The following is a 13,820-nucleotide window of genomic DNA, read 5'->3' as shown; positions in this document are numbered from 1 at the left end:
TACCAATAAGTGTATGGATCTAATCAAGAAAAAAATCATGCTATTGGTATTATATGCCTTTCCTAAAGATTTATCGCCGAAAAAGAGGAAGTAGATTTTTGCTTCTTTATTCTTTTAGAATGGGAGACAATAGCTGGGTAGCCAGCTTTAGAAAATTGATGCGCTTATTTTCAAATATTTTTTTCGCCAAAGGACGATTCAGTGCTTTTACCAGGGAATCAAAATGGTGGTTTTCCATCCTTTCCCATAGCCTCCGCATGGTAAGGGAAAGGACGTAATCTCTTTGCATTTGTTTGAAGAATGCATCATAGTCCTCCCCCAGAGCAATAGCTCGGGCGGCCTTGATGCCGCTCAACATCACAGGTGTCTGTCCGAAACCAAAGGAGGGCATAATGAAGCCTCCCGCATTGCCGATGAAGAATACATTGCCGATTCTTCCCGATGCAGGCCTCCCCATAATATAATCTTTTGCATCTCTCGTTTCCAGCACAGTAAACTGACGGCCACAATTTTTTACAAAATGATTCCAATGTTCTTTGATATTGGATTGAATCAAAGGACTTCCTATGGCGGCAAGGGCTGTTGTTTTATTCATAGGCAAAATATAGCAATAGCCTTTGGGAGCAAAGTCATTGTTTAGCCACATCTGTACTGTATCGGGATTGAATTCCCCTTCAATCTGTGCCAGGACCATGTCTGCCCTTACGTCAGTTTGGAAAGGCTGAAATTCTTGGGTGTAGGCAGTATCACCCGTTGCAATGACAATATAATCATATTCCTTGATGAGGTCACTATATTTGGGTACGATGTTGTATATGATTTCCCCTTGAATTTTGTTGAGCAGCTGTCTTTCCAGGGAATTTTCATGGCTTCTTCTGGCAGTAATAAATCCAAGATTGCCTTCGATCACAGCCGTTTCCTTGGAAGAATAGAATTCAATCTTGTTAATAGGGCTGATAGGATGCAACTGCAAATCATACCTGTCGGAAAGGATTTGAAAGATATCTGTAATAGGACGTTCCAGCAGTTCAATGATTGCTTCGGGATAAGAAAAACCCGAGGGAAGTTTTTTTTCCTTTTCAAATAGGGTTGGAATGATGTGATGACGTTCCAATTCGTAAGCACAGCATAGGCCCGATAACCCGGCGCCGACAATTGCCACCTTCATAAGACATGCCTCCTTGTATAACATTTCATGTATAGCATTAGTATGGACCAAAAGACAAAATATCATGAAATGATGCATTGACTTATGAGAATGGATACATAAAAAAGTATCAAGGAGAGAATAATGTTTATATATACAAATATGGAGGTGTTATACAAATGGTAGAAAGAAAAAGAGAACAAGGGGACCTGAGAATCGGTCAGATGATTGTCAGGATATTGGTTTCTATGGTGGTTTTAGCCGTTGCAGCCTTTTTTACTCCCTACTTCACAATAAGAGGATTTGTACCACTGCTTTTGGCGGCCATCGTCATCGGGGTACTGGACTATCTTATTGAAAGGTTTACAGGTTTTGATGCAACGCCCTTTGGAAGGGGGGTTACAGGTTTTATCGTTGCGGCAATCATTATCTACTTAACAGGTTACCTTGTTGCCGGAGTAACGGTAAGCTTCCTTGGAGCGATTCTCGCTGCTCTTGTTATAGGAATTATCAATATGATTATTCCTGGCAAAGGTGTATTCTAAGAATCCCTTAGAGTTGATCTAAGGGATTCAGTTTGCAGAAAAACGCTGTTCCCCATGAAAGGGAAGCAGCGTTTTTTACGTTAGGAAGAATTTACTTGCTTTGAATATTTTTATCCACAACAATTGGATGCTTCCATACGCTAAGATTTATTAAAAAGTTTTCCTAAGAATATGAAATTATCTATTTTTACCTTAAAATACTTATGTGATATTTTTTATATGCAATAAAAAACAAATTATTTAATTATATTTCAAAATTATATTTACTTATTACGGAATTATGTATATAATAATAATTGCAAATATAATTGAAAACAATCATTTTTGCTGGCAAAACAAAATTCTCTTGCGTCTATTATTTTGTGAAGGAAGATTAAAAAATTGTTGTTTTTTGTAGAATTTTTTCAAATTAATTTAATAGGATATGGATTTTATATTGACATTAATAACCAGAAATGACAAATTTTTAATTTTGATATAGATTACAACCGTATAATTATGTACAAAAAATAAAAATCTCTGATAGCTATCTTGCAAGGAGGTAATAATGCACTATAGTTTGTCTAAATGTAAAAAAAGTATTTTAATTATAACTGTAAGTTTATGTGTAGTTACTATTATATTATTTATTCTTAATATGAATAATGTTGATAAAATAGTTATACGATCAGCCGTGAGAATAGAGTTAATAAATGATATAGGGGAAATATCCGGGGAAATTTATACTAGTGAGGAGAAAACGGTATTGTGTACATTTGGAGTAGCATCTCAATCTAACCAAGACATCGTATATGATGTAATCCTTTTATCAAATTTTAAGCAAAAAGAATTTAGTATAAATAATTCAGATTTCAAAGAGGTACATAAAATTATCATTCCCAAATCTCAAAATGTTATAACTACTAAAATGTTAGTAAGTTTCAATATAGATAATACAAAAATAAACGACTGTTTTCTTATTCTTACACCAAAACAGAATAAAAACATTCGGCTAAGCGTAAGTGAATATCATATTATTAAAAGATTTTCTGTAGTTAACCTAAATGCCGAGGCAGATATTCAAAATTATGGAGGAAAAAAATCTATAATTTCTGACATAACAGTTGGAGATAAAATTATGGCTGTACTCGAACATGAGGATACAAAACAGCTATCCGAATCAGATATAAGAAAAATATATAAAGGTGTAACATTTGATAAGTCTTTTAGAAAACCATTAAATATACCTATTTTTTACAGGGTTAAGGAAAGACTGAAAGAAAGTGTTCAAATAGATAGAAATACGCATATTAATGCATTAATATTTGCAATTGAAAACAATAAAATAGTATCTATTTTCAATGGGAATGCCTATGAAGAATTTTGTATATCTATAAACAAATCGAATATTATATCGACCCAAATTGACTTTCAGGAGGATGCAAAAGAAATAACTTTTTATATTGTAAATTATCCATTTACAAAACAGTCAGATTTTGATGATTATAACAATGTGATGCTATGGGACAATGTATTTTATACAGAAAAAATAGCTATAAAAAACAAATAAATAGTGTGATTTTCAAATATAACAATTTTAGGAAAGGGGCAATAAAAAATGAAAAGAAGAATTATAACAAGTGTTATGATCTTAAGTATTTTTGTAATGTCATTTAATGCAAGCATTGCAATTTCTACAGATAATAATAATTTTGATTCTAATGATGTAATTCAAATTTATAATGTTGATGCAGCAGATAAAAATGAAATGAAAAAGGCATCAAGTGGGTACCTATCTCCAGATTCAGATGTAGATGCAGCAATATCTTCAATAGGAGATATTGTTATAAACTGGCATGACTTGTATAAGTCATACTCTCAAGGATTTATTAGGGCAAGTGCTGAAACAGAAGTTTTAGATACTAATGGTCTTCCTGAAATATGGAAAATTAGCGTATCAGGGGTTTTGTGGAAAAATGGCTTTCTTAATAGAAGATTACCTTCTACTACATATACAGGTTTTTTCGGAAAAGCATCCACAAGCAATGAAGATTGGTCTCCTGTAAAAGGGGATGTATATGAGCTACAATCGCTTCATACAGTCTCTAACGCTACCACTGGAAAATTAGAATGGAATGTGACAGAAAATATAAGTACAGTATGGTAAAAATTAAATAGGTTAATTGAAAATCACACTATTTATAAATATTATTATGAGAGATTAGAACTATCTGTATGCTATTTTAGAGCTGCCATATTGTCTGGCAAAACTCTTGTATTTGCTACAGAGACAATGTTTGAAAGTGTCCCATTAGAAATTTTATCCGCGATAATTGGGAAATTAGAACAAAATAGGAATTTGAATGTGCTTGAATTTTTAATTTTCAAGGTGTCATGTAACTGCTGTTATTGCAATAGTTATCCTATGTAGGGATAATTGCTATACACAGGAGAATATTTGAAATACAGGAAAACTTATGTTTCCAATTTACAGAAAGATATACCAAGAAATTTCCTGCAGATAATCTCTTGATAGAATAGAGGTGTTATCTATCACAAAGTTTAACAATCGTTGAACTTTTTATATATTTTTTAATATTGAAGGGAGGCTAAATCTATAATGGATGATTTTAGAATAGGTGTACTACCGTGCACACCACAGCCAAAAAATTGTGATTTTAATATTAAAGAAATGTATAATAGATTAATAAATCTTTTTGATTTAGATGTAAAAAAATACTATTTATTTGATTTAAAAAATATTTACAATTTGTTTAAAATAGAAAGCAAAGAATTTGATAAATCTTTTCGGGATGAAATCTATCCCCTATTCATTGAAATGTGTTTTTCAGACAATGAAATAGGAGATAGAACGCCGCTTTTTTTAATTAGCGATGATAAAAAAGAAATAATTCAACTTACAGAACGGGCCAACGGTAAATGTATTTTGAAAAAATACTATAAAATAAATGATTCCTGGGAATTCTTTTATTTAGAAAAATAATTTTTGGGTTTTATTTTTGCCCTTTGTTTTTATGGGCTTTTATTTTTTGCGCTTTTATTTTTGCTCCCCGATTTCCCATGAGAATAATTTGCAAAAATAATAATAAAAACCAAAAAGGGATTTCTACAGACACAGCATTTGCATGTGAAGCAGATGCCTTGCAGGCTCGTATGGACTTAGTGAAACATATCGAAAAAGAGAACTTCATCTGCAAATATTCTGTTACCCAAGAAGAAGTAAAATCTTATGGTCAAGTAGGTAGACCAAAGAAAAATGCTATTGCTCAAACGATTACACAATACAAAGTAATCATAGAGCAGGTACAGATAGAACCATCATACCATGAGAAACTACTTCGCAATGAGAAAAGCTTTATCCTCGTTACCTCCCTGCTAGATCGTAATGAATACAGCATGGATGCTATACTCAAAGAATACAAGCAACAAAACAATATTGAACAAGTTTTTAGGTTTCTAAAAGATCCTATCTACCTCGGAGCAGTCTATCTCAAAGATGAAAAACGAATCAAAGGACTGGGATATGTTTTCATGCTTGTATTACTGATTGGGTGCTATTTGCAGCATAGAGTCAGACAGAGCTTGGAAGAACGCAATGAAGTACTTGAAGTATCCAAAGGCGTTACCCATAAACGACCAACAGTGAAATCAATTATCGAAGCTATCAAGAATACACTAATCATAGAAATGAGCGGAAATAGGTATTTTGATACAAGTGAAAGTAGAAATGCAGTACTATTCAAAGTTCTTGATTTAGTTGGCTTTAAGCCAGATATTTATTTAAATTACGTAGAATAGAACAAATCATAAGTAAAAAATATTTTTTGGTAATTCTCTTGTGGAGAATCTGGGATTGAATATAAAGAAATAGAAATATGCGCACATACCAGCAACAGAAAAGATAAAAACTTATTGGCATTATATGGTTCTGTCCAGCCTTCTGATATGAAATTTATTCGTATTGTTAGATTTAACTTAAATGCCGGGAAGTCTCTCACTTCTATAAGTGATGAGATGAATTGGCAAGATTTTCTTGTTGTGATAAAATATAGCTGTGATAGCTCTTTGATAACTGGATATATGGGGTTGAGTAGAGGAAATGGTTCTACTCGTAAAATATCCAACCGATTCGCCCTTGTGTAGCGAGGGAAAACCAAGCATTGACCTACACAAGTTTCGTTATCATAGACTAATGCAGTGAGTTCTTGCCAAGAACAGAAACTGGCGTTATTATTCTAACCGTTGGAACAACGGGGTTAGCGTGGGTAAACTTGTAGCGTTGGCTATATTGACCACGAAGCCGCCACTTCTATAAGTGGGGGTAGTTCACATGGAATGAAGCTATGAAAATGAATTAATAAGGAGCCCGAAAACATGTTTCAGAAAATTTCTTTACGCTCAATCATATTTGTTGTGATGACTTTTGTTGTAGTCGTATATGCAATGATGCAAGGGTTGGAAGTGTATAACAATTTAGATACTTCAAATCTGGAAATAGAGAAGCGAGAACTATTGGATGAACAAACCCAGCCATATGAAAATCTAAAAAAGGCAGAGGGGTTGATAGGAATCTATGCTGAAAATATTAGGAGCCTGCATAGTGATTTAGCTGCGCCAATTTATGAAGGTACTGAAGCAGATAAAGAATTTTAAAAAAAAAGCATATGATTACATGATAGCAAACAATCTATTTCCAAACACTTTCATATTTTAAATAGGGCCCATAAGAAAGGAATCAGAAAGTATATTGTTTATTGATATCCTAACATTTGAAAATTTAGATATAAAAAGCACTTTTGATCATTTAGAAGAGTTCATTCCTACAGATCTTTTAAAATATCGTGTGATAAAATGTACGATACTTGGTGACGATGAACATTATGAAGTAATGGATTGAAGGGAGGCTAAATCTATAATGGATGATTTCAGAATAGGTGTACTACCGTGCACACCACAGCCAAAAAATTGTGATTTTGATATTAAAGAAATGTATGATAGATTAATAAATCTTTTTGATTTAGATGTAAAAAAATACTATTTATTTGATTTAAAAAATGCTCACAATTTGTTTAAAATAGAAAGCAAAGAATTTGATAAATCTTTTCGAGATGAAGTCTATCCCTTATTTATTAAAATACGTACTTCAGACAATGAAATAGGAGATAGAACGCCGCTTTTTTTAATTAGCTATGATAAAAAAGAAATAATTCAACTTACAGAACGGGCCAACGGTAAATGTATTTTGAAAAAATACTATAAAATAAATGATTCCTGGGAATTCTTTTATTTAGAAAAATAATTTTTGGGTTTTATTTTTGCCCTTTGTTTTTATGGGCTTTTATTTTTTGTGCTGTTATTTTTGCTGCAAAAAATAAAGAATTGTGGTAAAATATGTCTGTTGTATTGTTAGATGATGCATCTATCTTATCATGATTATAATGACAACAAAGGGTGGGAGCATGAAGGAAAAAAAAGAAATAGCGGGTATTTTTATTATCCTTATGATGGTCATGCTGGGCGGGTCTGTGGGAATGTTGACAAGTTATTTTCTTACAGCAAAGACTGTGGCAGCAGAATTAGAAACAGAACCGTTGGAAACCCTCCAACAGGAACTGGAGCAGAAGGAAACAAAAGATATAAAAGAAGTAGAGACGGAAAATGAAGGTAGGAATGCAGAGAACCAAACATCAGCACCGATTGTCATAGACGGGGAGAATATGAGAGACATCAATCAAGCCCTAGGGATATGGAAAGGGATTATCTTCCAGACGGCTGCAGGAAATTTGTCTTATCAGGCTGCGGGAAAACTTTTATATTCTCTCTCCAGTGAGATTTATAAAAGAAATCTGCCGGAGGAATATTCCCTCTACTGGTTGAAAAATGTAATGATTAATCGCAGGGACCAGGAAAATCGATTAAAGGATGTTCAGTTTTCTGAGATTACATATAAAAAAGAGGATTTAGCAGTGGTAGAAGTAGTAGAAATCTATGAAAAGGCGACAGGCCGCTATCGATTAAAACTGAAGAAAGAAAACGGGCAATGGCGATTTACAGCCCAGATCTCCAGATAAGAGCTTAAGATTCCTTAGGCTTTTATTTTTTGTTTGCCTATGGGCGGTTTCCGAGAAAATCCATTTGTCTTTTCTACAGGCTGATCTTCTTCAATACGGAGAAGGTTTTTTTTGAATGGGTGTACACCCCTTATTTGAATAGGAAAAAGAATCAGCTATAATAGAAATAGAAAGGGTCTATCGAAAATTTTAGAAAATTCAGATGGATTTTTATATGCATATCTATTTTTTTAAGGGAATTGAAAATATGGAATTGGAGCTGCTGAAAAAACGGATTTCCAATCTGAAAATGTGGGATGGAAATATTTGAGGGTGAAGGAGAAAGAACAAGGGTAAGGGGAGGAAGCCGCCATGGGTAAAGGTGTGGCAACGTTGCTGGGAACACCAAAAATCTTATATAATGGCCAACAGATAGCGTTTCCCTTTCGAAAGGCAGAAGCCCTATTCTACTATCTTCTTATCAAGAGACAGGCTACAAGGGATGAATTGGTCAATCTGTTATGGGCGGAAGTGGACGAAGATGTGGCCAAAAAAAATCTGCGAAATGCCGTGTACATGATTCGCAAAGTATTTCATGATGATGTTTTTCTTTCACCCCAGAGAGCCGTGATTCTATTAAATGACGAGATACAATGGGAAATTGATGTGGAAACATTTTTGCATGGGGAAGGACCGGAAAGTATTGCTGCCTATAGGGGAGAATTTCTTTGCGGGTTGTTGGTTAAGGATGCTGAAAATTTTGAGGAATGGCTGTTCCAGAGCAGAGAAGGCTACAGAGATATCTATATCCATAAACTCCATAGGGAAATAAGAAAATGCATAGAGGCAAAAAATTACCCACAGGGGGAAGTTTACTGCAAGTTGTTGATGCAGGCCGATGAATTCAATGAAGAGGCCTATAGAACTCTCATGATGATTTACGGAGAGGGAGGGCAATTCAATAAGGGAGTTGAGGTCTATCATAGGCTGGTGGAGCTGCTGCATAAGGAGTTGTCCATTTCTCCGGATCTAAAAACCGTTGAGGTATTTGAAACGTTGCTAAAACGGAAAAGGGCAAAAGAGCGGCAAAATAAGGAGAATTGTTGTACTGAATTTTTCTACGGAAGGGAAAGGGAGCTGCAGCAACTGAATCAAAATCATGATCAATTTCTCCAGGGAGAAAATGCAAGCTCTGTGGTGATCTTAGGGGAAGCGGGCATCGGCAAGAGCAGGCTCATGGAAAGATTTTTAAAATCTGTCAATCTTGAGGGCGTGTGGGTCTTGGATGCCTACTGTTATCAAGCAGAAGAAAACTACTGGCTGAAGCCTTGGCAGGGCATCTTTCAAAAACTTGCCCGGATCATTGAAAAAGAGAATATCGAGATACCGAAAATCTGGAGGAGCATTGTCAACTACATATTTCCCATATTTGATACAGAAGCAAAAATGGCTGATATCAATCCGGTGGAAAAAGCAGATATTTTTCAATATCAAGTAGTAGAAAAAGTGATTCTCAACATACTGCAGAAGGTGGCACAGTGCAAAAAACTGATTCTTTGTTTTGAAGATTTGCAGTGGATCGATGATAGGAGTTTGTCCCTTTTGCGAAATCTCCTATTGGAGGATAGAAATCATTCCTTGCTCGCCATAATTACCTGCAGAAAGGGCTATGGGGATAAGGCTGAAAGGTTTATAGCAGAAATGGGATGCTATGACCTCATAGAGAAAATCGAGCTGCATCGGTTAAATCGACAGGAGACCATAGATTTTGCTTCTGCCCTGTTGCCCACTTATCGGCTTACGGAAGAATTAAAAGAGATGATGTATAAGGAAACGGAAGGCAATATTTTCTTTTTGGTAGAGTTTTTGAACAGCCTGCGGCACAATATCCATTGCCATGGGATGTCTTCCAAAATGAAGGATGTGCTGAAAAGCAGGTTTTTCAATGTTTCCCAGGAAGGGCAAAAGATACTGAATATGGCATCTATATTTTTTGATAAGGTCACCCTTGGAGATTTGCAGTATTTAAGCGGGAAGAATGAATTGGAGTTGATGGATATTATCGAAGAACTGCAGCGCAAATGCCTTCTTAGGGAAATGGGAGAAGGTGAAGAAATCGGATTTGTATTTACCCACCAAAAACTGAGGGAATACGTCTATGGGGAAATGTCCCTGGCCAGAAGAAGAATACTTCATCACAGGGCTGCAGAGTTTTTGGAGAAGAAGCTTGAAAATAACAAAACCGATATGTTTTTGTATTCAAGGTTGATCTATCATTTTTCCAATGGGGGCAATAAATTGGCGGCTTTGCAATACAGCATCAAAAATTTAGAGGAATATCTTGCCTTTAGCCATGAAATATTTCCGGTATTGCATGATGCCCATGGGACAGAAGGACGGTATTTATACCTGCCACCGGAACAAACGGCTGTCAAATTGAAGGAACTGGAAATTTTGTTGCAGGAAGTAAAGGAGGAGTCTGGAGATAGGGAAATGGTCAAGGCTTTGGAAATATCGTTCCTTCATATGATGGGGAGATTTTATATTCGCCAAGGGGAGTACACTCGAGGATTGGCCCTGATACAGAAGATGATGGACTTATCCTTGCATTGTAGGGATTTTCCTATGGTTTTAAAAGGGTATCGACAGATGATTTATTATTGCATCAATACGCAAAATACGGAAGCTATGGAAACTTATCTTTCAGAGGCTTTAAAAATCGCAGAAGAAAGCGGAGAAAAAGGGGAAATAGGTATTCTCTTGCGGCTCAAGGGTCTGTTGCGGATTATGGAAGGAAAATATAAAGAGGCAGAAGCCTTCCTGAAAAAAGCCATACTCATTTTCAAAACGTTGAATGATCCCGGGAAATATATATTGAATATTGCAGCTTCCTATAATTTTATAGGAGAAAGCAAGCGGCACCAATGTCAATTTCATAAGGCCGTCTATTATTATGATAAAGCCATATCTATTTGTGAGGAGAAAAATATGATTTGCGGGCTGACTGTCTTTTATACCAATGGAGGTCAGGCTGCCTTTGATATGGAGGACTATGACAAAGCCAGATATTATCTCAATAAAGCATTAAATCTTTATTCTCAACTGGACGCTTTGTGGGGGAGATCTACGGCCAATGGATATGCGGCTCTCTTGCTGGTTCGAGAAGGGAAATATGAGGAAGCTTTGCAGCATCTGATAAAAGCGGAAGAGAATGCCCAAAAATTAAAAAACCCTTATGAAATGGGGCTGGTAGATCGAGTAAAGGCGGAAATCAGCGCACGGATGATAAAAAACGCTCCATTGAAAAAGGTGTTTGCAGGATATTTGAGCAAAACCGTAGAGGAATATTGCACGGAAGCCATCAATTTACTTGGAACAAGGCTCAATTGTTATGAGAGCAAGAGATTAGAAGCGTTAAGAAATATGCATATTTCCCAGTAGTTTTCTTTTGTTCGGTGAAAATCATCATTTCCCTAGCTGCCAGTTAGCCGTTAGCCGGTAAAAGCTATTAACAACTATTCACTATCAGCCATCAGTCATCAGCTATCAGCCCAGCAATTCGCCAGCAGTCATCAGCCATTGGTGACGAAGTCTAAATCTCAAGGATTTAAGGATATTGTATTACTGTGTCTTCAGTCTGAGATCCTCCACAAGGATCCTATATTTTTTAGATCGTGTTATGGACTTTTTATTGACGATTTCCTATTAAAATAATATACAAATATGTAATATTCAGAAAAATCCTAATTTTTCAAGCGAACAGAAAATGGCAAGCCTTGAAAATGATTAGATGGATCTACCATTTTCCGTGGAATGATTGTTTTGCGTATCTTTCTGAATGTTTCATAAAATAAAAAAATAGGGGGGAAAGCAATGGAAAAACTAAAAAAGGCAGATCTGCGGATGTCGATCTTTATACCTATGTCTCTGATTTTTATTCTGGCAATTGTTACAGGCATTGTGGCACCGGAAGCCTTTTACCATGCAGAGAATAAGATTGCCGAGTTTGCATTCCTGAATTTTGGATGGCTGTTCCAGATTTCGGGAAACATCTTTTTATTCATGTGTTTGTATTTGACTTTTTCCAAGTATGGAGATATTAAGTTGGGCGGAAAGGATGCAGAGCCGGAATTGAGTTATTGGAACTGGTTTGCCATCTCTCTTTGTGCCGGCATTGGTACGGGGATTTTATTCTGGGGAGTTGTGGAACCGCTCACCCATATGTATGCTCCACCGGAAGTACTGGGAATCCAGCCAGGTAGCGAAGCAGCAGCAATGTTCTCCATGACCCAAACGTTAATTCATTGGACTTATATTCCTTATGCCATGTATGCCATTGCAGGGGCAGGCATTGCCTACGCCGTGTATAATGTAAAGCTGCCATTCCAGGTGAGTTCCATGCTCTATCCGCTGTTTGGGAAAAAAATCAAGGGGGCAGTAGGAGCTGTAGTGGATAATATTTGCCTATTTGCCATTGCTGGTGGGGTGGCTGCTATCTTAGGTGTTGGTACGATGCAAATTGGCAGCGGATTGAATATCCTATGGGGAATTGAGACAGGAAAAGGTTTATGGATCATCATTGTGGCCATCATTGTTGCTACTTATATTATTTCCAGTTATACGGGTCTGCAGCGGGGAATCCGCTGGCTTTCAGACAACAATGCAAAATTATTCTTGCTGATGCTGGCATTTATCTTTATCTTTGGTCCCACAAGATTCATCCTGAACTTTGGAACACAAGCCACAGGACATTTTCTGCAAAATTTCTTTGAAAGAACACATTTCCTTAGCCCTGTGGACGGGTCTCCATGGCCGAGATGGTGGCCTATCTACTATTGGGCGATTTGGTTGGCCTATGCGCCCCTTTCAGGAATGTTTTTTGCAAGAATATCTAAAGGCCGCACCATTCGGCAGTTCATGATGGTAAATTTAATTTTGCCGGCGACCTTTGGCCTGATCTGGTTTTCCGTATTTGGTGGTGCCGCAATACACTTGCAAATGAACGGTGCCGGTATTTTTGAGGCCATGCAGGCAGGGGGGAATGAAGTGGCTGTATTTTCTTTCTTAAAGAATTTTCCCTTATCCGGATTTACCAGTGCCATCTATATTATTGCCATTTATGTGTCTATTGTTACCCTAGCTGACTCTATGACATCCACCATTTCTTCTCTTTCTACTACGGCCTATGATTCGGCAGAGGTTGAGCCTCCTGGAGCAATCAAGATATTCTGGGGAATCGTCATGTCATCCTTGGCAATTATTAATCTGATTTGTGCCGGGGGGAAAATCAGCGGCATTGATGCCACCAAGCAAATATCTACTGTGGCAGGCTTCCCCATACTGTTTTTGATGGTGCTCATGGCATTCACATCGATGTATATGATTGTCAAACAAGAAAAATATGACGTAGCCAGCTGTCCGGAAACTGCTGAGGTAGAGAAGGATTTTGCAGTTGGGGCGGAATAACGGGGAAAAGGGAAAACGGGAAAGTCCATCTCAATCGATGGACTTTTTCTTCTAAATTTTCTGATAGCTTCATTTTTGACTTTTTGGCGACGGTAATAGAATAGGATAGAAAATAAAGAAAGAAATGGCAAGAGGAGGTCTGATGCATGGAATTGGATATGATTGTAAATGAGGTGGAATATCATCTGGACATAGATCCTCGCTTAAGGCTTTTAGATGTATTGAGAGATTATTTAAAACTAACAGGAACGAAGGAAGGCTGCGGTGAAGGGGAATGCGGGGCCTGCACTGTGATTATGGATGATTTGGCTGTAAATTCATGCTTGGTGTTGGCCCATCAGGCAAGGGGGAAAAGAATTATTACCATTGAAGCTTTAGAGAAAGATGGGGAACTGGACAGCTTGCAAAAAGCCTTTATTGATCATGGAGCTGTACAATGCGGATACTGTACACCGGGCATGCTGATGTCTTGCAAAGCGTTGCTCATCAAGAATCCTAACCCCACCGAGGAGGAAATTCGCATTGCGATAGAAGGAAATCTCTGCAGATGCACGGGATATACAAAAATTATTCGTGCGGTGCAAGAAGCCGCAGCACAAAAGTAAAGGGAAA

Annotated in this window: 12 protein-coding genes; 11 read left to right on the top strand and 1 reads right to left on the bottom strand. The window is 36.7% G+C overall.

The genetic code is table 11. The features are described 5' to 3' along the window. Positions 1–106: 106 nt before the first annotated feature. Positions 107–1,168 carry an NAD(P)/FAD-dependent oxidoreductase gene (locus AN619_RS04905; protein WP_068555365.1) on the bottom strand — a complete coding sequence of 354 codons (1,062 nt, stop codon included), beginning with the start codon at positions 1,166–1,168 and terminating at the stop codon, positions 107–109. Between the two features lie 158 nt (positions 1,169–1,326). Here AN619_RS04905 and AN619_RS04900 point away from each other — a divergent pair, with 158 nt between their 5' ends. The 11 genes from AN619_RS04900 (at position 1,327) to AN619_RS04850 (ending at position 13,813) form a co-directional block, all read left to right on the top strand. Continuing rightward, on the top strand, positions 1,327–1,692 hold the full coding sequence (locus AN619_RS04900) for a phage holin family protein (RefSeq protein WP_068555364.1): 366 nt from the start codon (positions 1,327–1,329) through the stop codon (positions 1,690–1,692). 547 nt (positions 1,693–2,239) lie between these two features. Next, entirely contained in the window at positions 2,240–3,241 is a 1,002-nt protein-coding gene (locus AN619_RS04895) for a hypothetical protein (protein WP_068555363.1), read from the top strand. Between the two features lie 48 nt (positions 3,242–3,289). Further along, the gene (locus AN619_RS04890; protein WP_068555362.1) at positions 3,290–3,838 is read left to right on the top strand and encodes a hypothetical protein; all 549 of its coding nucleotides are present in this window, start codon (positions 3,290–3,292) and stop codon (positions 3,836–3,838) included. 453 nt (positions 3,839–4,291) lie between these two features. Further along, positions 4,292–4,675 carry a hypothetical protein gene (locus tag AN619_RS04885; protein WP_068555361.1) on the top strand — a complete coding sequence of 128 codons (384 nt, stop codon included), beginning with the start codon at positions 4,292–4,294 and terminating at the stop codon, positions 4,673–4,675. Between the two features lie 170 nt (positions 4,676–4,845). Then, positions 4,846–5,490, top strand: a complete 645-nt coding sequence (locus tag AN619_RS04880) for a hypothetical protein (protein WP_157064914.1) — start codon at positions 4,846–4,848, stop codon at positions 5,488–5,490. Between the two features lie 576 nt (positions 5,491–6,066). Beyond that, positions 6,067–6,345, top strand: a complete 279-nt coding sequence (locus tag AN619_RS04875; protein ID WP_068555359.1) for a hypothetical protein — start codon at positions 6,067–6,069, stop codon at positions 6,343–6,345. A gap of 262 nt (positions 6,346–6,607) precedes the next feature. Then, positions 6,608–6,991, top strand: a complete 384-nt coding sequence (locus AN619_RS04870; protein WP_068555358.1) for a hypothetical protein — start codon at positions 6,608–6,610, stop codon at positions 6,989–6,991. Positions 6,992–7,151: 160 nt separating this feature from the next. Next, complete coding sequence (locus tag AN619_RS04865) at positions 7,152–7,763, top strand: hypothetical protein (protein WP_068555357.1); 612 nt, start codon at positions 7,152–7,154, stop codon at positions 7,761–7,763. A 351-nt stretch (positions 7,764–8,114) separates the two neighbouring features. Further along, a complete protein-coding gene (locus AN619_RS04860; RefSeq protein ID WP_068555356.1) occupies positions 8,115–11,183 on the top strand; it encodes an AAA family ATPase in 3,069 nt (1,022 codons plus the stop codon). A gap of 432 nt (positions 11,184–11,615) precedes the next feature. Further along, positions 11,616–13,208 carry a BCCT family transporter gene (locus AN619_RS04855; protein WP_068555355.1) on the top strand — a complete coding sequence of 531 codons (1,593 nt, stop codon included), beginning with the start codon at positions 11,616–11,618 and terminating at the stop codon, positions 13,206–13,208. Between the two features lie 146 nt (positions 13,209–13,354). Next, a complete protein-coding gene (locus AN619_RS04850; RefSeq protein WP_068555354.1) occupies positions 13,355–13,813 on the top strand; it encodes a (2Fe-2S)-binding protein in 459 nt (152 codons plus the stop codon). The last annotated feature ends 7 nt before the right edge of the window (positions 13,814–13,820 follow it).

It is taken from the genome of Thermotalea metallivorans (assembly GCF_001562415.1).
GTDB lineage: Bacteria > Bacillota > Clostridia > Peptostreptococcales > Thermotaleaceae > Thermotalea > Thermotalea metallivorans.
The sequence above is the reverse complement of the archived record's forward strand: the minus strand, read 5'-3'. Positions and strand labels throughout refer to the sequence as shown.